Consider the following 21981-nt stretch of genomic DNA (forward strand, 5'->3'; position numbering starts at 1 on the left):
TAGATTCTTGATTCGGTCGGGCGCTCTGACGAGCGCCTGACCGACGCGTCTCGTCACGCCAGCAGGCTGCGGCGCTTGAGCTCGGTGTTGAGGATGAAATCGTTTTCGGAGTAATCCACCGGGCAGTCGATGACGTGTACGCCGGGGGTGCTCAGGCAACGCTCGAGCAGCGGCAGGAAGCCCTCGGCGCTCTCGACCCGATGGCCCTGGGCGCCGTAGCTTTGCGCGTACTGCACGAAGTCGGGGTTGCCGTAGTCCAGGCCGTAATCGGCAAAGCCCATGTTCGACTGCTTCCAGCGGATCATGCCGTAGCCGTCATCGCGCAGGATCACCACGGTCAGGTTCATCTTCAGGCGTACCGCGGTTTCCAGTTCCTGGCTGTTCATCATGAAGCCGCCATCGCCGCACACCGCCAGCACCGGGCGGCCGGGATGAACCAGGTGCGCGGCCATGGCCGAGGGCAGGCCCGCGCCCATGGTCGCCAGCGCGTTGTCCAGCAGCACGGTGTTGGGCATGTGTGCCTTGTAGTTGCGGGCGAACCAGATCTTGTACATGCCGTTGTCGAGCGCAACGATGCCGTCGGAGGGCAGCGCGCGGCGCACGTCGGCCACCAGCCGTTGCGGGTAGATCGGAAAACGCGGGTCGTCGGCGCCTTCGGCAAGCTGCGCCTCGTTGGCCTCGCGGATCGCCAGCAGGCGGGTGAAATCCCAGTGCGAGGTGTCGGTCAGCGCCTCGTCGATCTGCCAGACGGCGTTGGCGATGTCGCCCACGACCTCGATCTGCGGGAAGTACACCGGGTCCACTTCGGCGGAGCGGAAGTTGATGTGAATGACTTCGGCGCCGCCCTGCACCATGAAGAACGGTGGCTTCTCGATCACGTCGTGGCCGACGTTGACGATCAGGTCGGCGCTCTCCACCGCGCGGTGCACGAAATCACCCGCCGACAGCGCGGCATTGCCGAGGAAGCACGGGTGACGCTCGTCGACCACGCCCTTGCCCATCTGCGTGGTGACGAAGGGAATGCCGGTCTTGTCGATCAGCTGCTTGAGTACCTTGGCGGTCATCTTGCGGTTGGCGCCGGCACCGATCACCAGGATCGGGCTGCGCGCCGCCTGCAGCTTGGCAACAGCGGCCTCGATGGCTTTGTGCTCGGCGACCGGGCGGCGGTGCAGGCTGCGCGGAATCGGCAGGCTGTCGGTCTGCTCGGCGGCGATGTCCTCGGGCAGTTCGAGGTGCACGGCGCCGGGCTTCTCTTCCTCGGCCAGGCGGAAGGCTTCACGCACGCGCGAGGGAATGTTGTCGGCCGACGCCAACTGGTGGGTGTACTTGGTCAGCGGGCGCATCATTCCGACGACGTCGAGGATCTGGAAGCGGCCCTGCTTGGACTTCTTGATCGGCTTCTGGCCGGTGATCATCAGCATCGGCATGCCACCCAGGTAGGCGTAGGCACTGGCGGTCACCAGGTTGGTCGCCCCTGGGCCCAGTGTCGACAGGCTGACGCCGGTCTTGCCGGTCAGGCGACCGTAGGTGGCGGCCATGAAGCCGGCCGACTGCTCATGGCGGGTGAGTACCAGCTTGATCTTGGACCTGCGCAGCGATTCGAGCAGATCGAGGTTCTCTTCACCCGGGATGCCGAAGACGTATTCCACGCCTTCGTTTTCCAGACATTGCACCACTACATCGGCGGCCTTGGCCATTTCTCTCAGTACCTCGGTTGGGGTGAACGTGCACAGCCGACTCATACACGGAGCCAGACCATCGCTTGAATACATAGCTCAAGGGCCGCGTTGTTGCGCGGCCCTCGATGCAGTTGAAAAATGTCGACAGCGGCTATCGCATGCTTCCCGCCAGCTTGCGAGTCTTGCTCGGCTGCCTGGCCGGCTTCGGACTGTTGTTCAGAGACGCCGCCTGCTGCAGATCCAGCGAGCCCGTTTCTGGAGCCAGCCACCAGGACGCCAGCGCACCGAACAGCGAGATGGCAGCGGCGATGTACATGGTGTTGGCGATCCCGAGCGATGCCAGCGAGATGGGTACCAGGTAGGTGCCGAGCGCGGCGCCAATGCGTGACAAGGAAGTCGCCAGGCCAACGGCGGAGGCACGGATCTCGGTGGGGAACAGTTCGTTGGGGTAGACGTACTCCAGCACCTGAGCGCCGCCGATGAACAGGGCGTAGGCACCGAACAGCAGCAGTGTGAGCATTGGCGAATGATCGGGGAAAATGCCCAGCAGCATCAGCGCCATGCCCGACCACAAAAAGCTGTGAATCAGCATGGTGCGGCGGCCCATCGAGCCCATCAGTTTGGTCGCAACCAGGCAGCCGACGGCGAACAACGCGGTGATCGCGATCGATCCGTAGCTGGCCCAGTCCCCGGTGAGTTTCAGCGCCAGCAGCACTTTCGGGGCGAAGGCGTAGATGGCGAACAGCGGGATGATGGCACAGGTCCAGAACAGCGTGATGAATGCCATGCGCTTGCCGTAGCCGGAATGGAACAGCGCCCATACCGAAACACGGTCTTCCTTGGCGGGCTCAGGCAGGTCGGTAATCGAGTAATCCGGGCCGTAGACCTTCTTGATGACGGCATCGGCCTCAGCTGCACGGCCGCGGTTGATCAGCCAGCGAGGCGACTCAGGAGTGCCGCTGCGTGCGATCAGGAACAACACGCCGGGCACCACGGAGCTGGCCAACACCCAGCGCCACGCATCCGCGCCGCCAAAGGCCAGGACGAGCTCACCAACCAGATACGCCACAGCCGCACCGACGAACCACATGAACACCATGGCCGCCAGTAGCGTGCCGCGCTGCTTGCGTGGCAGGAACTCGGCCAGCAAGGAGGTGGCAATGGGGTAGTCGGCGCCGACGGCGATACCGATCAGCAATCGCCAGACGAACAGCAGCCAGGCCGACTCGACCCAGAATTGCGCGACGGAAAGGCCCATGATCGCCACCAGATCGATGAGATAGAGCACTTTGCGGCCGTAGCGGTCGGTGAACCAACCACCGAGAAAACCGCCCAGGAACACGCCGATCAAGGCGGACGCGGCAATTAGGCCTTCCCAGATTGACGTGAGCTGCAATGCAGCGCTGAGCTGCACCATCACCACGCCCAGGATGCTCAGGACGTAGCCGTCCAGAAACGGGCCGCCGGCCGAGTACACGGCCAGCTTACGGTGGAAATTATTGAGCGGGGCATCCTCTACGGATCGATGGGGCCTGGACATAGGGCTCTCCTCTTTTGTTGTTGTTACGCACAGGCGCTCGGCGGCATGGTTCATGCCGATCCGGAGCGTTGGCGGAGTCGTTGCGGCTAGCGGTTTGGTCGGGTCAGCAAGGCATCCAGAACGATTTCACAGGCAGCGCCCCAGGGCGCGCTCGCTTGCTGATGGTTCAGTACATCCAGGCCGTTTGCGGTAAAGGTGCCTGGCGTGGCGATGTTCTGTCCCAGGGTGCTCAGCGCGTGTTCGGGTTGATGCCGAGCGCTGGCCACGCAATCCTGGAGATTGCCCAGCACCAGATCCCTCGCTTTGTCGGAAGGAAGGCCTTTTTCGGTGAGCCACTGCTGCAAATCATGCAGCAGGAAATAGAACCAGCCGTTCATGCAGGCCGCGACAGTGGCCAATTCGAACGCCGGCTCTTGGTCCAGCACCACCAGATTGCCAAGTGATTTCAGGGCACGCTCGGCCTCTGCATCGGGCGGACAGACCACCACCATGGATTGATTGATCTGCGCTGCGTACGAGAGCATGGCCCGGATGCAGCGCGCCTCTGGAAAGTGCTCGGCCAGTGCATCAAGGCTGACGCCCGCAGCGAGCGAGATCAGCAACTGCCCCGGTTTCAGCGTGACTTCGCGGGCAACCACCGGCACGGCTTCGGGGCGCACGCCGAGCAGCAAGCAATCAGCACGATCGACGACCGCCTGATTGCTTTCCATCAGATGGCATCCGCTATCGGCTAGCAGTGATGTGGCACGCTCGTGGTTGCGCGGTGAAAGATAGATGTTGCCGTCGTAGCCACCGCGGCGAAGGCCGAGAACCACCTTTTCGGTTAACTCGCCAACGCCCAGAATGCCTAGGTTCTGCATGAATCTTCCCTCGGCGGGTCCGCCTTCGGTCTCGGCGCGTGGCCGGCTCGACAAGGCGGAACAGTGCTCGTTTGGTTCGGCTACGCACACGCATGCGTTCGTATGCCAACCGAGTTTTTATTGTGTCGTCGAGCCTGAAGCTGAATAACCGAGCTCAATTCAAGCCGAGCGTTAGCTGCAACAGGCCGCGCTGTTGAATGACTATCTCACCGGTTCCTATCGACGCCATATAACAGACGGGACAACTGATATGAGGTTCTAGAGGCTGCGGACGAGTCGCTGTGCCTGGCATCTGGCCGCCGGAATCTCAACTGAAGCGCTAGGGCGACGCGAAACGCAGCGTCCGTTTGAATGGTTTTAAAGGGCCAGCAACGCCTGGCGCGCGTTGGCTACGGCCCGCCAATGCGTGAATCACTTTTGCCTGTGGCGGCTGGGTTACGCCGATCCATGGGAACAGCTTCCGCGCCTGCTTCTAACGGCCAAGCGCACCGTGCCATGGCCCTGTCAGCGTTATACGGGGTGTGGCAATTTTGCTGACAATCGTCATTTTCTTTATAGGCGGGAAAAGGGCGCCGCCGCAGAATCGACTTACATATCGAGAAGGTCGCCTGTCGTGCAAATACAACAACTCCCTGCTGACGATAACGGCTGTGGCTGGTTTCATCTCAGCAAGCAACGCATTCCTCGGCCGCCCCATAGCGGTCATACGTCTACGCGCTGGGCGGTGATTGGCGCTGGCTTTACAGGTTTGGCCGCGGCGCGCCAGTTGGCGTTGAAATTCCCCAATGACGGCGTCGTATTGGTCGAGGCCCAGCAGGTTGGCTTCGGCCCTTCGGGCAGGAACTCAGGCTTCGCGATCGATCTGCCTCACGACATCGGCGCGCCTGATTACATCGGTGATCCCGCGACGGCGCGCTTGAGCCTGAAGCTGAATCTCGCTGCGCAGGGCATCATTCGGAACCTCGTCACCGAGCACGGCATCGATTGTCAGTTGAATCCGGTCGGCAAGTACCAGGCCGCAATCGAGGAGAAAGGCCTCAGGGTCCTTGATGCCTATAGAGCTGGCCTGGAAAAACTCGGGCAGGCGTACGACATTATCGAAGCTCGCGATTTGCCGGAGCACATTGGCAGCGCGTTCTACCGCAAGGCCCTTTACACGCCCGGCACCATCCTTTTGCAGCCGGCCGCACTGGCGAAAGGGCTGGCCGATAGCCTGCCGAACAACGTCAGCCTGTACGAAGGCACGCCGATCAAGGGCGTCGAGTACGGCGACTCGATCGTACTCAAGCATGACCACGGCACCATCACCGCTGACAAACTGGTGCTGACCAACAATGCCTTCGCATCTGAATTCGGCTTCCTGAAGGGTCGTCTGCTGCCTGTTTTCACCTACGCCAGCATGACCCGCCAACTGACCGAGTCCGAACAGGCCCGTCTGGGCGGCAAGCCTGTCTGGGGCATCATTCCGGCCGATCCGTTTGGCAGCACCCTGAGGCGCACGCCGGATCAGCGGCTACTGGTACGCAATGGCTTCAGCTTCAACCCCAGCGGCAAGAGCAATCAGGCGTTCCTGCGCCGGGTAGCGACCGCCCATCGCGAATCGTTCGACCGACGTTTCCCCATGCTTCCGGGCGTCAAGTTTGAATACACGTGGGGCGGTGCCTTGGGGATGACGCGTAACCACGCCTCGCACTTTGGGACGCTGGCAACGAATGTTTATGGCGCCCTTGGCTGCAACGGGCTGGGTATTACCCGCGGAACCATTACCGGAACGCTCATCGCCGATTGGCTAGCGGGCGAGCGCAATGAGCTGATCGACTTCCTGATCGCCGCTGAAGGGCCCAACCGTAACCCCCCCGAGCCGTTTCTTTCGATCGGCGTCAACGCCAATTTGCGCTGGGGGCAATACAAGGCCGGTATGGAAAGTTGATCGGTGCTCACAACCCGGGCAAGCGGTCGTCTAGTCGTGCCTGTGTCTTGGAGTCCTTATTCAGCACAGGCAACGTTGCAGCGTCGTTCTTTCTCGTTACGCGCTGCACCCATAAGTATTCCCACGAACCTGGCGTATCGGCTTCCAGTGCGCCAGGTGCCACGTCTTATCGATTACCTACAGCCATAACCCGACCATTCATTCGCGCCCGAATCTGTCGTCAGGCGCACATCGCACGGAGCCATACGGATGTCCAAAACAGTAACCGTCATCAAGAACGCTGAAAACTCGCCGCTGACCGGCGAACTCACGCCCGCCAAGTTGCCTGTCGGAGAGGTGGTTGCCCAGTCGCGTCTCGGACAGGACACCACCATTGAAGCGTCCGACGCCTCGGTCGGCATCTGGGAGTGCAGCCCGGGCAAGTTTCGCCGTCACATCATGAACCGCGAATTCAGCCATGTGATCGCGGGCTGGTGCATCTTCACGCCGGACGGCGGAGAGCCCGTCGAACTGCGGGCTGGCGACGCGGTGTTCTTCCCGGCCAATTGCGAAGGCGTCTGGGACATTCGTGAGCAGTTCCGCAAGACCTACGTCATCTTCTAAAGGCGACCGCCATGATTGAACGTATCGACGCATCACCCAGAGCCAGCAAGCTGATCATCGTCGGTGATCGTGTGGAAACGTCCGGTCTGGTAGCCGAGGATTGCTCGGCGCCAATCAGCGGCCAGACGGCGGATGTGCTGGCGCAACTCGACGGGCTTCTGAAACGCGCCGGTGTCGGTCGTGAGGGGCTGATTCGTGTGCAGATCTGGCTCGCTGACATGAAGGATTTTGAAGCGATGAATCAGGTATATGACGCCTGGGTCGGTGGAGAAAATCAGCCAGCCCGAGCCTGTGTCGGGGCGCAACTGGCCAGCCCGGACTATCTGATCGAGATTCAGGGATGGGCGCATCGTCCTCAGCGGTAAAGGGTCGCGTTCATGAGAGAGCGAAACTCGATGAGCACTGAGCGGGCGGCATCAAGCGCGCTGCAAGGTCGCAAAACGATCGCCGCGAAGGATGCTCATTGGCAACCCATGCATGTCGCTGACATCAAGCTTGATGGTGTCACCATGCATCTGCTGGTCGAGGCTGATGACCGTTGGCGCAGCTACTGGATGAAAATGGAGGCCGGTTCGCGCTCCATCATGCACAGGCACTCTGCGACCGAAATGCTGATCGTGGTGGAGGGCTCGGTGACGGATTGCGACGGCGCAGTATTTCGCGCAGCCGATGTCGTGGTGTATTCGGTCGGCTCGACCCACGTGCTGTCATCGCCACGGGGCTGCACGTTGCTCGTGGTGGAAAGCTGTGCTTCGACCCTGGCGTAGTCGCCAGGGCATCACATCTGCCCTGGTGCTCGGAGGCCAGACCTGCCGATCCGGGCTCAGTGCCCGGAGTTGATCAGTTTCTCGACGTCGTGGCGGCGTTTGCGGAACGAGCAAGGCGTTTCGCCGAACTGTTTGCGAAACCAGAGGATGAAGTGCGACGCATCCGAAAAGCCTGTGGCATAGGCGATCTGGGTGATGTGTTGGCTGGTATTCATCAGCAGTTTCTTTGCATGATCGAGGCGCAGTTTCCGCCAGTATTGAGCAGGCGACTCGTTGGTGTTGGACATGAATGCGCGATGCAGCTGGCGCTCGTTCGTGCCGATGCTTTTCGCAACTGCACGCAGCGAGCTTGGTGTGTCGATGTGGTTGCGCATGTAGGCGATGGCACGTTCCACCATCTCGTTTTTGTAGACATGAAGCTCGGTGACGGGCGCCTTTTCGTTCGTCGCCAGGCGCTGGATTTCTTCGTCATCGACCAGCAGGTATTCAAGACCTTTTTGCGCGCGTATCGAACCGCAGTGACGACTGATCAGGTTGGCAGCCAGGTCGATGGCCGTTCCGCCCGGGCAGGTGGTGATGCCATCGTCATCGACGAAGCTCTTGTCCACCAATACATCGGCATCCGGGAAGCGCTCCATGAACTCTTCGCGAGTGGTGAAGTGCACGGCGCAGCGGCGACCATTGAGCAGCCCGGCCTTGCCGAGCACGAAAGAGCCGGAGCACAGGGCGATGATCGGGGTCTTGGCTGCATGCAGTTCGCACAAAAGATCCAGCAACCACTGCGGCGGATCGCGTGTTTCACTCAGCAGGCCGCCCGCCAGGATCACGTAATCGTATTCGCCGATGACGCTGAGTGGCTTGGTTGGGGAGATCGGCATGCCACAACTTGCGGTCACCGGTTGATCATTGCAGGTCATCCAGTCCCATTTGCAGAAGATCTGCTGGCTGCGGAAGGATTTGTCGGCGGCAAATCGAAGCGAGTCCACCAATCCGGCGACCGGGACCAGGGTGAAGTGATTCATCAGGATGAAGCCGACCCGCAGGTCAGGCTTTATCAGGTTGTCCACGGCGATCTCGGCGGACGGTTCGTATGCGCTTGAAGTCTTCATTATTTTTGTCCTCGCGCCCATGTTCCATCGCGGATGACAGGGCGGATCAGGCATCGCTCGAGCATCCAGCCTCGAATCGCTTACGCGTCATGCTGTGCCCAGCTGTAAGAGTAATCCTGTCGGGCTGTCTGAAACATAACATCCGACACGTGGTATAGAAGATTTCGGACATTCGCTGGTTTTGCTATCAAAAAGCCATCGCGCAGCTGCCCGCCTTCATCTCAAAGTGAGCTGTTGCCCGTTTCTCCGGCATTGGGCTTCTAACAATTGTCCGTATCCTGATAGTGACCACCCGGTGGACTCGGCACCATTGTCTCGAACCGTTTTCACTCTGGGTGAACAGACATGTACCGTGGTTTTTGGTATGCACAGGCCCTCGATCGCGAGAGCCATCTTGCCCCACCACTTGAAGGCAACGATCAAGCCGACGTTTGCATCATTGGCGGAGGCTTTCTCGGACTCTGGTCGGCCATCCGACTCAAGCAGGCCCATCCTGACTGGCGAATCGTAGTGATCGAGCGCGATCGCTGCGGCGCGGGTGCAAGCGGCCGTAACGGTGGCATCGCCACCAACTGGTGGGCCAAGTACCTGTCGGTCATGAGTATCTGCGGTGAGAAAGAAGCCCACCGAATCTGTATGGCTGCCGAATCGGCCATCGACGAGATTGGCAGCTTTTGCCGCGAGCATGGCATCGATGCTCAATACCGTAAGGATGGCTGGCTGTGGACGGCCAGCAACAAGCGCCAGGTCAATTCCTGGAAGATCCTCACCGACAGCCTCGAGCGCCACGGAGTGAACCCGTTCCAGACGCTGACGCCGGAGCAGGTGCGCCAGCGAACCGGTTCGCCGCGGATGATGGGCGGTATCTTTGACCCTAATGCTGCGACCGTGCAGCCAGCGATGCTGGCCCGCGGCCTGCGTCGTGTTGCCCTTGAACTCGGCGTCTGCATTTATGAAAAGACCCCGTTGACGAATCTGGAGCGGTCCGATGTTCCGGTCGTCCATACCGAGCGCGGAAAAATCCAGGCGAAGAAAGTCGTCGTGGCCATGAACGCTTGGGGCGCTCAGTTCCCGGAATTGCGTCGGATGATCGCGATCATGTCCAGTGACATGGTGGCAACGGCGCCGGTCAAGGAACGCCTCGATCAGATGGGGTTCAGTGGTGGCGAGTGCATCACCGATTCGCGCACTGTGCTCAATTACTACCGCAACACGACCGAAGGCCGCATCGTGTTCGGCAAGCCGCTGGGCCAGTTCGGCTTCGCCGGGAAGATTGGCGATCTGTACGAGCGTCCCTCTCCGGCTGCCGACAAGGTCACCGAAGAGATGCGCAGCTTCTATCCGCAACTGGCCGATGTGCCCATCGTCAGCAACTGGACGGGGCCCATCGACCGCGCGATGAAAGGCCTGCCGAACTTCGGCCGGCTCGGCGGCCATCCGAACATCGTGTTCGGCATCGGCTTCTCGGGCAATGGCGTGGCGACTACCGTCTTCGCCAGCCGGATCATCAAATCCCTGGTCGAAGAGGCCAACGACGAGTGGGCGAATTGCGGTCTGGTCAATCAGAAAATGCAGTTGTTTCCCCCGGAGCCCTTCCGCTTCGTCGGTGCGCACTTGGTGCGAAATGCCCTGGTCCGCAAGGAGTCGCTTGAAGACCACGACCAGGACGCCGGCTTCCTGACCAATCAGCTTGCGGCACTGGCTCCAGCCGGTTACGTCCCTGCACAGAAGAAATAAGGACTGCCCATGAAGCATCGCGTCGTATTTCTGGACGATGAAGGCATAGGCCCTGGGGTCATTACGCCCCAGCTGCCTTTCGAGCACGAGTGGTCCAGTTACGTTTACACCCGCCCCGATCAGGTTCTGGAACGTTTGCAGGGCGCCACCATCGCCATGACCTGCAGCGTTCCGTTGCGCGAAGAGCACCTCGCACAATTGCCGGATCTGCAGATGATCTCCCTGGCGCTGACCGGCACCGATATCGTCGATATGGACTATTGCCGCGCCCGCGGTATTGAAGTCACCAACGTGCCCGGTTACGCCACCAATACGGTGGCCGAGCATTCCCTGGCGATGATGTTCGAGCTCTTTCGCAAGGTCTCGAGCTACCACCGCGTGATGCAGCAGGTGCGTGACGGCAGCCATGAAACGAAGAACATCTATTTCGACTTCCCGATCCGCGATCTGCGTGGCCGGGTGATTGGTATCGTGGGTAATGGGCCCATCGCCAAGCGCGTCGCTGAACTCAGCAAAGCCATCGGCATGGACGTGATCGTCTATGACCGCGGCGGCCGTTACGAAGGCGCGAACTTCGTACCGCTGGATGTTCTGCTGCAGCGCAGTGACGTGGTGATGATCAACTGCCCGCTTACGGATGAAACCTTGAACCTGATCGATGCCGATGAGTTGGCGCAGATGAAGTCAGACGCGGTGGTGATCAATACCGGGCGGGGCGGCATCGTCAACGAAGCCGCCCTAATCGAGGCCGTCGAGCAGGGTCGTATCGGTGGCGCTGCATTGGACGTGGTGGTCGATGAGCCGGTCCAGCCGGATAACCCGCTGTTCCGCCTCATCGACCGTCATAACTTCATTCTCAACCCCCATGTGGCCTGGAGCAGTCAGGATTCTATGCAGGGGTTGATCAGCCGCTCCCTCGATAACATCACGGCGTTCGTCAATGCGAGCCCAAATGAGGGAAAACGTGCCGGAGCAGCACAATGAGCGCAGGTATCAAAAGCAGTTTCGTCAATGGCGCGTTCGTAGCTCCGCGTGGCGACGAGCAGATCCTCGAGAACCGCAACCCGTCGAATCCGAGCGAGATCGTTGATTGCTTCGTCCGCGCCGATGCCGAGCTCGCCAACCAGGCGGTCGAGGCGGCCCACGCTGCCGCTGCGCAGTGGGCGAACAGCAATCCGCAGCTGCGTGCCGATGTGCTGGATCGCATCGGCAGCGAAATACTGGCGCGCCGCGAAGAGCTGGCCACGCTGCTGGCCCGAGAAGAAGGCAAGGTGGTGCGTGAGGCGCTGGGTGAAGTTGATCGCGCCGGCCGCTCGTTCAAATTCTATGCACAGGAAGCGCTGCGTGCCTCTGGCGAAAAGTACGATTCCGTACGCGCCGGCGTGGGCATCGACGTCACCCGCCATCCGGTCGGTGTGGTCGGTATCATCAGCCCGTGGAATTTCCCGATCGCCATCCCGGCCTGGAAGATTGCACCGGCGCTTTGCTTTGGCAACTGCGTGGTGTTCAAGCCCGCCGAACTGGTGCCGTCGTCGGCCTGGGCACTGGCTGAAATCATTTCTCGCTCAGGCTTGCCGGCCGGTGTGTTCAACATGCTCATCGGCCCGGGCCGTAGCGTGGGCGATACCGTCATGCGTCACCCGTTGGTCAAGGCCATCAGCTTTACCGGCTCCGAGCAGACCGGCCGCCAGATCGCCGGCATCGCCATCGAGCGCATGGCCAAGGTGCAGCTGGAGATGGGCGGCAAGAACCCGCTGATCGTCCTGGACGATGCCGACCTGGACATCGCCGTGGACGTTGCGCTGCAGGGCTCGTTCTTCTCCACCGGCCAACGCTGCACGGCCAGCTCCCGGCTGATCGTCACCGAAGGCATCTACACCGAATTCACCCAACGGCTGACCGAGCGCACCCGGGCGCTGAAGGTCGGCGATGCGCTGGATCCCGCTACGGACATCGGCCCGGTGGTGGATCCGAAGCAGCTTGAGGTCGATCTGGGTTACATCCAATCCGGCGTTGCCGAAGGTGCGAGTCTGGCCTGCGGTGGCAAGCGTCTGGAACGCGAGGGCGGTGGCTATTATCTCGAGCCTGCGCTGTTCCTCGACGTGAAGCCGGAAATGCGGATTTACCGCGAAGAGATCTTTGGACCCGTCCTGAGCGTGCTGAAAGTGCGCGACTACGAAGAAGCCTTCGCGGCGGCGGAAGACACGCCCTACGGCCTGTCGGCTGGCATCTGCACGCAGTCGCTCAAGTACGCCGAGCATTTCAAGCGCAACTCGTCCGCCGGGATGGTGATGGTCAACCTGCCAACCGCTGGCGTCGATTACCACGTGCCCTTCGGCGGCAACCGTGGCTCCAGCTATGGGGCACGCGAGCAGGGCACTCATGCGCGCGATTTCTTCACCAAGGTCAAGACCAGCTATCAACTGACCTGAACCGTGCGACCACGCTTTGCTGCTCACCAGGGTCCCCGGTGAGCAGCTTTTTTTTGTCTTGAGTTTTTATACCCGCCTTACCGGCTGCTTGTTCGCGACTGCTAACGTGATCGGCCGCCTCATCGAGATGAGGCGGCCGATCAGCATTGCTTAGATGACCGAGGCACTGGCGCGGTAGTGGTCCAGCAGAGCCTGGATCGGGTGGCGCAGCTTGGCGTTGTGGAAGCGTGAGGTCTGGCTGCGGCAGGAATAACCGGTCGCCAGTGGCTCGGCTTCGTTTTCTACCGTCAACGCCCGCGCCCAGGACTGCTCGAAGATCACCTTCGAGGTCGGCAGGTTGCGCGCTTCATGGCCGTAAGTACCGGACATGCCGCAGCAACCGGTCGCCTGGCTCGCCAGGGCGAGTCCCGCACCCTCAAAGACGTCATTCCACAGCGCGGCGCTCGGCGCGGCATTGGTTTTCTCGGTGCAATGACCCAGCAGACGATAGGCTTGCGGCGCTGCTTCGGCAGTGACGGGCAGCGCTTGCAGTGCCTTGACCAGCCATTCCTGCGGTAGCAGCACTTCAGGGCATTCCAGCCCAGGGATCTTCCTGTATTCCTGGCGGTAGACCAGCGTCATCGCCGGGTCCAGCCCCACCAGCGGAATGTCGAAGCCCGCCAGCGCCTGCAACCGACTGGCCGTGCGCCGTGCGGTGCGGGTGAACGCACCGAGGAAGCCCTGCACTTGAAGCGGCTTGCCGTTGGGCGAGTAGGGCGCCAGGTACACCTGGAAGCCTGCTCGGCTGGCCAGTTCGATAAAGGCGGCGAAGACCGGCGTTTCGAAATAACGGGTGAAGGCATCCTGCACCAGGATCACGCCTTTTTTACGCTGCTCGCTGTCCAGTTTGGCCAGCGCTTTTGGCGTCGCGGTGATCACGTTCCAGCGGCGGCAGGTTTCCTTGAAATCGAAAGGGTTGATCAGCGGGCTGTCCACCATGCCGATGTGCTCGGCCATCAATTTGCTGACCCCGCTCGACCCCATTGGCGCGTTGTACAGCCACGGCACATGAGCGAACAGCGGCAGGGTGAATTCCAGCGAGCCAATCAGGTAGTCGCGCAGCGGGCGCAGGTAGCGACGGTGATACAGCTCGAGAAAGCGTGAGCGGAATTCCGGCACATTGACTTTCACCGGGCACTGCCCCGCGCAGGATTTGCACGCCAGGCAACCGGCCATGGCGTCATAAACGTCATGCGAGAAATCGTCCTGTCCGCCGCGCGTGTTGCGCCAGCGGGTGGGCAGCGAGCGCAGGAAATTCACCGGCCCGCCCACTGCCGGGGCGAGCACATCGACGCCGGCCTGGCCTTGCAGACGCAGCCACTCGCGCAGCAGCGACGCGCGACCCTTGGGCGAGTGGATGCGTTCACGGGTCGCCTTCCAGGACGGGCACATGGCGTCGTCCGGGTCGAAGTTGTAGCAGGCGCCGTTGCCGTTGCAGTGCACGGCGGTGCCGTAGCTCTGCCAGACGCGCTCGTCGATCTGCCGATCCAGCTCGCCACGGAAGGTGACCTCGTCGATCTTCAGCAGTGGCTCGGCGCTTTCCAGCGGCGTGGCGATCTTGCCGGGGTTGAGCTGGTTGTGTGGGTCGAATGCGCGCTTGAGCGCCTGCAGCGAGGGATACAGCTCGCCAAAGAAGGCCGGCGCGTATTCCGAGCGTACGCCTTTGCCGTGTTCGCCCCACAGCAGGCCGCCGTAGCGCTGGGTGAGTTCGGCCACCGCATCGGAGATTGGCCGCACCATGGCCGCCTGGGCCGGGTCCTTCATATCCAGGGCGGGCCGCACGTGCAGCACGCCGGCATCGACGTGGCCGAACATGCCGTAGGCCAGGCCGTGGCCGTCGAGCAGGGCGCGGAATTCGGCGATGAAGTCCGCTAGGTTTTCCGGCGGTACGGCGGTGTCTTCGACGAAGGGCTGCGGGCGCACCTCACCGTTAACGTTGCCCAGCAGGCCCACCGCCCGCTTGCGCATGGCGTAGATACGCGTGACCGCGGCGTTGCCGACGGCCAGGGTGTGGCCCAGACGCTCGACTGAGGTGTCGCGTTGCAGGTAGTCGATGAAGGCCGTGACGCGCGCATCGACCTCTTCGGCCTCATCACCGCTGAACTCCACCAGGTTGATACCCAGCGTCGGGCGCTCGGATTCTTGAGGGAAGTATTCGGCGACGCCGTGCCAGACGATGTCCTTCATGGCCAGCAGCAGCACCTTGGAGTCCACCGTTTCGATGGACAGCGGGGTCATGGTGATCAGCGCGCGGGCGTCGCGCAGCGCGTCCATGAAGCCTGCGTAGCGAATGTTGACCAGCACCGAGTACTTGGGGATCGGCAGCACGTTCAGCTTGGCTTCGACGATGAAGCCCAGCGAGCCTTCGGCCCCGCAAAGCACGCTGTTGAGGTTGAAGCGGCCATCGGGCTCGCGCAGGTGCGCCAGGTCATAGCCGGTCAGGCAGCGGTTCAGCTTGGGAAAGCGCGCTTCGATCAGCTCGGCTTTCTCGCGATGGATGCCTTCGGCGCAGCGGTAAACATCGCCGATGCGATCCTGCCGGCCCAGTTCCAGCGCCAGCGTCACCTCGTCCACCGGGCCGCTGCGCAGACGCTCGCCGCCGAGCAGGATGCTGTCGAGCGCCAACACGTGGTCGCGGGTCTTGCCATAGGTACAGCTGCCCTGACCGCTGGCGTCGGTATTGATCATGCCGCCGATGGTCGCCCGATTGGAGGTCGACAGCTCCGGCGCGAAGAACAGCCCGTGCGGTTTGAGCGCGGCATTGAGCTGATCCTTGACCACGCCGCTCTGCACGCGCACCCAGCGCTCCTCGACGTTGATTTCGAGAATTTTGTTCATGTGCCGCGACAAGTCGACGACCACGCCATCGGTGAGCGACTGCCCGTTGGTGCCGGTGCCGCCGCCGCGTGGAGAGAGGCGCACGCCTTGATGCGCCGGCTCGCTGACCACGCGGGCCAGGGTCTGCACGTCGTCGGCGTCGACGGGGAAGACCGCCGATTGCGGAAAGCGCTGGTAGATGGAGTTGTCAGTTGCCAGCACCGTGCGGCTGGCGTGGTCCTGGGCGATCTCGCCACGAAAGCCGGCCGCACGCAGGGCGTCGAGAAAGGCGATGTAGGGCGCAGCGGGCGCGGTAGTGGGGATACGGGCAATCATGGTGGTTCCTCGTGCCGGCGTTCTATCCCTTCGCTAACGGAAGGTGTTCAAGCCGAGCTCTTTATTGGGATGCGAGCATTCTCCGAGCCGTGCCCCCGTGCTACAACGGTATTTTTCGTCGCCAATCCATGAGGTTTATGAATGAATTATCGCCGGCTGACACCGTCCATGTCCCTGTTGCTGGCGTTCGAGGCGGCGGCGCGCCATGAAAGCTATACCCGCGCGGCACAAGAACTGTCTCTGACCCAGAGCGCGGTGAGCCGGCAGGTGCAATCGCTGGAAGCGCTGCTGGGCATCACCCTGTTCCGTCGCGAAGGGCGCAATATCGTGTTGACCGATGTGGGCCGTCTGTATCTTCGCGAACTGGAGGGCGCGCTGACTCAGATCCGCAAAGCGACGCTGCAGGCGGTGGCCTTTGGTTCCGGTGTCGGTACGCTGCGGCTGGCGTTGCTGCCGACTTTTGGCTCGAAATGGCTGCTGCCCAGGCTCAACGATTTCTATGCGGCCAACCCCGGCGTGCAGGTACATATCCATTCGCGGATCCAGGCCGTGGATTTCGACGAGGGCGAGATCGATGCGGCGATTTGTGTCGGCAGTCCGGATCAACCCGGGCTGGTAGTGCATCCATTGGTGGATGAGGCGATGGTGGTTGTCGCCAGCCCTTTGACATTCGGCGAGGGCAGGGCGGTTGCGCCGGAGGTCATCGCCGAGCAAGTGCTGCTGCAGGTTGCCAGCCATCCGCCTCTTTGGGCCGAATGGTTCGTTCGGCATGGCCTGGCGCCGGAACGCATGCGCGGCGGGCCGAACTTCGAGCTGACCTCCCACCTGATCCAGGCGGTGCGCGCCGGCATCGGCGTCGGTCTGGTACCGCAGCTGCTGGTGGAAGATGAGCTGCGCCAGGGGCATCTGCTGGCGGTCGGCCAGCCCATTCCCAGCCAGCGCACCTACTGCTTGGTCTATCCGCCTCGTAACGCCGTACTGCCATCGCTGGAGGCGTTCAGGTCGTGGCTGCTGCAGAGTTCTAGCAAGCGCAACTGATCGCTGTGGAGCATGTTAAGAAGGATCGAATCCCTCAGCGGCTAAACCATGCACACCCGCTGAAGCTCAGTGGACGCTAGCGTCAGAGCTGGCTGCAGAGCCAGTACCGCTTCCCAGGTTGGCTCTCGAGCGGTTAGCGGGTGCTAAAGCACGGTCTCGAGTTTTCGATATAAGCGGTGTGGCATGTCCGGAACACTCGGCGCCGTATTCCAAAATGGCATGCCTCGCATCGCACAGTTCTATTAGTTCTTCATGAAAATGCTTGGATAGGATCGCCCAGAAGTCCTTCACGGATCATTCCGCTACTGGGATAACAATAATGAAACCAAGCGCCGTTCTTACCCTTGTCATCCGCGTACCTAGCCCTTGCGGCATGCTGCTTGGCGCCACGCTTTTCATCACATCCGCCTTGCAACCCGCGTTGGCGGCCAGTCCCGGTAGCTCTGAAGTCATGCAGGGCTTTCCACCTGCTGCGGAGATGCGCGTGAACAAAACTAATGCCTTCCAGCCTCCTTATCTGCGCTGGTCCATGCGCCATGCGCGGGAGGTGTCGCCTACTCGTAATATCCCGCGCGCAGAAAGCCCGCTACCGCTGCAGTTCGGTCCTCGTCAAGGCCTTGGCTCGCTGACATTCGTTGCTGGCGACGAAACGCTTTCTCTAGACGCTTATCTGGCGCAAACCGTAACTGACGGCTTGATCGTGTTACATCGCGGCGAGATCGTATTCGAGCAATACCTCGATCAATTCGACGTCCGCCAACCGCATATATGGGCGTCCATGACCAAGTCGGTCACCGGTCTGCTCGCCGCGCAATTCATCGCCGAAGGCAAGCTCGACCCTCAAGCCAAGCTTGCCGATTACGTGCCCGAACTGAGCGGTACACCCTTTGGTGAAAGTACGGTGCGCCAGAATCTCGATATGCAGGTGGCCGTCACCTATCCGGAGAATGTTCCGCCCGACCTGGGCCTGTTCGCTGCGACCGGGCTGATTCCGCGCAAACCGGATATGCCGGCCGACATCTATTCGTTTCTGCAAGTATCGAAGATCGCCGAGGGCTCCGCTTCGCAGCCGTTATTCTTCTATCAAAATGGCTCGCCCGAGGCGCTGGCGTGGGCGATGCGGCGCATTTCCGGGCAGAACTGGAGCGAGCTGGTGGCAGAGCGGATCTGGGCGCGCTTCGCCCAGGAAGACGCTTATGTTCAAGTAGACGAGTTGGGTACCGAGATGGCCAGCGGCGGTATCAGCAGCAATCTGCGCGATACGGCGCGCTTCGCCGAGCTGGTGCGCCGAGAGCTTGGGAGTGACGTTGCGGACGACAGCTTCAACCAAGCCGTTCGCAGTCTCCTGGATAGCGGAGACGCGCAGCTCTTCGCCAAAGGCAATCTGGGCCCTGGACGTCCCGGTTACGCCTACCGCAATTACTGGCTGCAGAAAAACGACGGCGACGGATCTCTCGAGGCCAGCGGCCGTTTCGGCCAGAAGATCTACATCAACCCGAAACGCGAAGTGGTGATCGTCAAGCTGTCGGCGACCCCCGACCTGGCACGACGTGCGACCAGTGCCGAAGGACCCGCCAAGGTGGCATCCAGGGCGATCGACTCACCCGCTACCTTCAACAACATGGTCAGCGCAGTGCTGAACGCCATGCCGCAATAAACACAGCGTTACCCCGAAAAAACTGCGCAGGCGCATGCGCATCGGCGAGCTATTGCCCACAAAAGACCGCAACCCGGACCCGACAAAAACAACGAGAGGGTTATATGAACAACTTGATTGCTTGTCACCCGAGACATCGACAGCGCTTCACCCGCACCGCCCTTACGCTCGGCATTGCGCTCGCCAGCCAAAGTTCGCTGGCGGCCACCTGGGACTTTGAAAATGACTGGAGCCTGACCACCAACACCACCCTGTCACTGGGTACCAGTTGGTCCTTGCAGAATGCCGACAAGGGCCTGTTGAACAAGGCGGACGCCGCCAGCATTGGCAAGGTGGGCGTAGGCACGAATTACAACGGTGATGACGGAAAGCTCAACTTCAGCAAGGACGACACCATTTCGACCCTATTCAAAGGGCTGACTGAGTTCGATCTGAATGACGGTTCACAAGGTGCCTTTATCCGCTTCAAGTACTGGTACGACCATGCCATGGAAACCGGAAACGGCGACTTCCGCCGCTTCGATGACTCCGGTTGGCAAGATCTCGCCAAGTTCAAGGGGTTCGAGGTGCTCGACGCTTACGTCTGGAAGGATTTCGAACTGGCCGAGCGCCCTTTGAGCCTGAAGGTCGGTAAGCAGGTTCTCAGTTGGGGCGAGGCGCTGTTCCTGCAAAACGGTGTCAATGCGATCAACCCGCTGGACGTCTCGGCGTTTAATCGTCCCGGTACAGAACTGAAAGAAGGCCTCTTGCCGGTCGAGATGATCTCCTTCAACTACGATCTGGCCGATAACCTCAGCGTCGAGGGTTTCTGGCAATACAATTATCGTCCCTCCGTCCTGGGAGGCTGCGGCACCTTTTTTAGCAACAACGACGCGCTCCAAGAGGGTTGCCAATACAACAAGCTGGTGGCCGGCGGCATTTCCACCACCGATATTTCCAGTATCGAAAATGCCGTCGATGCGCCGCCGGGTATGCAATCGGCGGCGGAGCGCTACCTGCGTCGCACGGCCACCGAACGGTCCAGCGACACGGGCCAGTACGGCCTGGCCATGCATTATCTGATCGAGTCACTCGACTATGCCGACCTCGGCCTCTACTACCTCAACTATCACAGTCGCACGCCGCTGCTGTCCGGAGTGATTGCCCGTCAGGCGCCAAACGCCGGGGGCAATCCGGGGGCCAACCTCAACACGGGCGACTACTCAACCATTTATCCAGAGAACATCCGACTATTCGGCGCCAGCATCAGCGGCGTAGTGGGCGGTACGGCGGTGTTCGGTGAGATGAGCTACCGCCCGAACATGCCGCTGGGCTACAACTCTGCCGACCTGATCAACCTGCTAGCCGGTCAGCGCAACAGCTGGATCATGCCGATGACGCCTGACGAACTGGCGGTGGCCCGAGGCAGCCGAGTAAACGGTTATGTCCGCAAGGAGGTCTGGCAGTTCAGCCTGGGTGCCGCCGACAGCTTCTCCAACGTGCTTGGTGCTCAGCGCCTGGCCTGGGCAGCGGAGCTCGGTGGCAACTGGATAGGGGGTCTTGATCCCGCAGATCAGCGCCTCGGTCGCGCGGGGTCCTTCGGCCGCACGCCAACGTCCGACGGCAGCCCTTGCTCGACGCCTTCCGCACAGAATCCCGCAGGGCTGACGGACGCTGAACTCGCCGCCGCCACCAACTGCAACACCAACGGGGTGATGACCGCGTTTTCCTGGGGCTATCGCCTGCGTGCAGGCCTGAACTACGAAAACCTGTTCCCGGCCACGGTAGTAACCCCCTCCGTCAACTGGCGCCATGACGTGGAGGGTTATGGCCCGAATTTCCAGGAAGGCCAGCAAGCCCTGGGCCTGGCCCTGACCGTCGACTACCGCAACGAGTACTCGCTCGAACTGGCCTACAACAGCTTCTTCGGCTCGAACGAGTTTTCCCTCATCGATGACCGCGACTATGCCTCGGTCACTGTCAAAGCGAGCTTCTGACCATGAATGCCTTCAAGATTCTACCTCTCGCCCTTGGCCTGTTGACTGCCTGCACTCTGGTTCAGGCCAAGGAAGACGATCCAGCGCGCCTGGATAGCGCCCTCACCCCGGTAGGGGCCGAACGCGCCGGCAATGCTGACGGCAGCATCCCGGCCTGGGATGGTGGTATGAAGCCCGGTGCGGCGCCGATCAGTGCCAGTGGCGATTACAGCGATCCGTTCGCCGATGAGCAGCCCTTGTTCGTGATCACCAACGACAACGTGGCGCAGTACAAAGACCAGTTGAGCCCAGGCCAACAGGCGATGTTTGCCCGCTATCTGGACTACCGCATGCCGGTATACCCGAGTCACCGCAGTGCCACGCTGCCTCAGACCTACCTCGACAAAAGCCGGGAAAATCTCGGCAAGGTCACGCTGAGTGACAACGGAAACGGCCTGGACGGGTACGAGTTCGGTGTGCCATTCCCTCAGCCAACCGAAGGCCTGCAGGTCATGTGGAATCACCTCACGCGCTATCGCGGCGGTTCGATTCGGCGGGAATTCGCATCCGCGACCGTGCAGGAAACCGGCGATTACACGCTGGTCCGCTCGGACGGCCTGACCGTCTTTCGTGAGAACATCAGCGATCTCGACCCGAGCGAGAACGTTCTGCTGCTCAACCGTGTACGCACCACCGCGCCGTCACGCTATGCAGGTGAGGTGACGCTCGTCCACGAACCGCTGAATCTGGCGGCGGGTACGCGCTCCGCCTGGCGGTACAACCCAGGGCAGCGACGTGTGCGCAGAGCACCGACCGTAGCCTACGACAGCAGTGCGCGGTACAGCTTTGGCCAGGTGATCGCCGATAGTGTCGATGGATACAACGGCGCGCCTGATCGCTACGACTGGAAACTGCAGGGCAAGCGGGAAATGCTGATTCCTTACAATGCCTACCGCGTGACCAGTAAGCAGGTCAAATACCGCGACCTGCTGACACCGGGCTACCTCAACCCGGACCATACGCGTTACGAAAAGCATCGCGTGTGGGTTGTCGAGGCAACTCTCAAAATGGGTGTTCGGCATGTGTACGCCAAACGTCGGTTCTATCTCGACGAGGACACATGGCAGATCGTGGCCTCTGATATTTATGACAGTCGCGGAGAGCTGTGGCGCAGCTACGAATCGCACATCGTCATGCTGCACGATATACAGTTGCCGATGACGGCGGTCGAAGCAACCTACGACCTGATCTCGGGACGCTACGCGGTCAACTACCTGGCCAACGAGGTCACCAGCAAGGCACAGTTTGGTGAAACGTTGTCCAAATCCGAGTTCACACCTGCACGGTTGAAGCGCCTGGGTAAATAGAAAAGCGCAGTGTCCGGCCACTCGGATGGGTGGGCTGCAAGGCTGATGCCGGCGGCGATCAGCTGATCGCCGTGCCTATTTCTGCATACATGAGCCGAGACGATTGCAAACTTTC

The 21981-nt window shown here is 61.2% G+C and carries 16 protein-coding genes; 11 read left to right on the top strand and 5 right to left on the bottom strand.

Annotated elements, in window-relative coordinates:
- Positions 1–53 precede the first annotated feature (53 nt).
- The 3 genes from CH92_RS04315 to CH92_RS04325 form a co-directional block, all read right to left on the bottom strand.
- On the bottom strand, positions 54–1697 hold the full coding sequence (locus CH92_RS04315) for an acetolactate synthase large subunit (RefSeq protein ID WP_025240549.1): 1644 nt from the start codon (positions 1695–1697) through the stop codon (positions 54–56).
- 133 nt (positions 1698–1830) lie between these two features.
- Positions 1831–3219: an MFS transporter gene (locus tag CH92_RS04320; RefSeq protein ID WP_025240550.1), complete on the bottom strand. Its 1389-nt coding sequence runs from the start codon at positions 3217–3219 to the stop codon at positions 1831–1833.
- Positions 3220–3305: 86 nt separating this feature from the next.
- The gene (locus CH92_RS04325; RefSeq protein WP_025240551.1) at positions 3306–4079 is read right to left on the bottom strand and encodes an NAD(P)-binding domain-containing protein; all 774 of its coding nucleotides are present in this window, start codon (positions 4077–4079) and stop codon (positions 3306–3308) included.
- 613 nt (positions 4080–4692) lie between these two features.
- Between CH92_RS04325 and CH92_RS04330 the strand changes: the two genes are divergently transcribed.
- From CH92_RS04330 to CH92_RS04345, 4 genes are all read left to right on the top strand, one after another.
- Complete coding sequence (locus CH92_RS04330; RefSeq protein ID WP_025240552.1) at positions 4693–6009, top strand: NAD(P)/FAD-dependent oxidoreductase; 1317 nt, start codon at positions 4693–4695, stop codon at positions 6007–6009.
- Between the two features lie 249 nt (positions 6010–6258).
- Positions 6259–6612 (top strand): cupin domain-containing protein, encoded by a 354-nt coding sequence (locus CH92_RS04335; RefSeq protein WP_025240553.1) that lies wholly within the window; start codon positions 6259–6261, stop codon positions 6610–6612.
- A gap of 11 nt (positions 6613–6623) precedes the next feature.
- Positions 6624–6977, top strand: a complete 354-nt coding sequence (locus CH92_RS04340; protein WP_025240554.1) for a RidA family protein — start codon at positions 6624–6626, stop codon at positions 6975–6977.
- A 12-nt stretch (positions 6978–6989) separates the two neighbouring features.
- Positions 6990–7379: a cupin domain-containing protein gene (locus tag CH92_RS04345; RefSeq protein ID WP_080689967.1), complete on the top strand. Its 390-nt coding sequence runs from the start codon at positions 6990–6992 to the stop codon at positions 7377–7379.
- 56 nt (positions 7380–7435) lie between these two features.
- Here the strand turns inward: CH92_RS04345 and CH92_RS04350 are convergent, their stop codons facing one another.
- The gene (locus CH92_RS04350) at positions 7436–8488 is read right to left on the bottom strand and encodes a GlxA family transcriptional regulator (RefSeq protein WP_025240556.1); all 1053 of its coding nucleotides are present in this window, start codon (positions 8486–8488) and stop codon (positions 7436–7438) included.
- A 345-nt stretch (positions 8489–8833) separates the two neighbouring features.
- On the opposite strand from CH92_RS04350, the gene CH92_RS04355 reads away from it, so the two are divergent.
- The 3 genes from CH92_RS04355 to CH92_RS04365 are packed head-to-tail and all read left to right on the top strand — an operon-like array spanning position 8834 to position 12657.
- Positions 8834–10225 carry an NAD(P)/FAD-dependent oxidoreductase gene (locus CH92_RS04355; protein ID WP_025240557.1) on the top strand — a complete coding sequence of 464 codons (1392 nt, stop codon included), beginning with the start codon at positions 8834–8836 and terminating at the stop codon, positions 10223–10225.
- 9 nt (positions 10226–10234) lie between these two features.
- On the top strand, positions 10235–11209 hold the full coding sequence (locus CH92_RS04360; protein WP_025240558.1) for an NAD(P)-dependent oxidoreductase: 975 nt from the start codon (positions 10235–10237) through the stop codon (positions 11207–11209).
- Complete coding sequence (locus tag CH92_RS04365) at positions 11206–12657, top strand: aldehyde dehydrogenase family protein (RefSeq protein WP_025240559.1); 1452 nt, start codon at positions 11206–11208, stop codon at positions 12655–12657. Before CH92_RS04360 ends, CH92_RS04365 begins: the two co-directional genes overlap by 4 nt.
- A 150-nt stretch (positions 12658–12807) precedes the next feature.
- Here the strand turns inward: CH92_RS04365 and ydiJ are convergent, their stop codons facing one another.
- Positions 12808–15849: a D-2-hydroxyglutarate dehydrogenase YdiJ gene (ydiJ, locus tag CH92_RS04370; RefSeq protein WP_025240560.1), complete on the bottom strand. Its 3042-nt coding sequence runs from the start codon at positions 15847–15849 to the stop codon at positions 12808–12810.
- A 141-nt stretch (positions 15850–15990) separates the two neighbouring features.
- Here ydiJ and CH92_RS04375 point away from each other — a divergent pair, with 141 nt between their 5' ends.
- The 4 genes from CH92_RS04375 to CH92_RS04390 all read left to right on the top strand — a co-directional run bounded on the left by CH92_RS04375 (position 15991) and on the right by CH92_RS04390 (position 21866).
- Positions 15991–16887: a LysR substrate-binding domain-containing protein gene (locus CH92_RS04375; protein ID WP_025240561.1), complete on the top strand. Its 897-nt coding sequence runs from the start codon at positions 15991–15993 to the stop codon at positions 16885–16887.
- Positions 16888–17365: 478 nt separating this feature from the next.
- Positions 17366–18544: a serine hydrolase domain-containing protein gene (locus CH92_RS04380; protein ID WP_423833160.1), complete on the top strand. Its 1179-nt coding sequence runs from the start codon at positions 17366–17368 to the stop codon at positions 18542–18544.
- Positions 18545–18648: 104 nt separating this feature from the next.
- Complete coding sequence (locus CH92_RS04385) at positions 18649–20520, top strand: DUF1302 domain-containing protein (RefSeq protein ID WP_025240563.1); 1872 nt, start codon at positions 18649–18651, stop codon at positions 20518–20520.
- Positions 20521–20522: 2 nt separating this feature from the next.
- Complete coding sequence (locus CH92_RS04390; protein ID WP_038622802.1) at positions 20523–21866, top strand: DUF1329 domain-containing protein; 1344 nt, start codon at positions 20523–20525, stop codon at positions 21864–21866.
- The last annotated feature ends 115 nt before the right edge of the window (positions 21867–21981 follow it).

Source organism: Stutzerimonas stutzeri, from assembly GCF_000590475.1.
Lineage (GTDB): Bacteria > Pseudomonadota > Gammaproteobacteria > Pseudomonadales > Pseudomonadaceae > Stutzerimonas > Stutzerimonas stutzeri_D.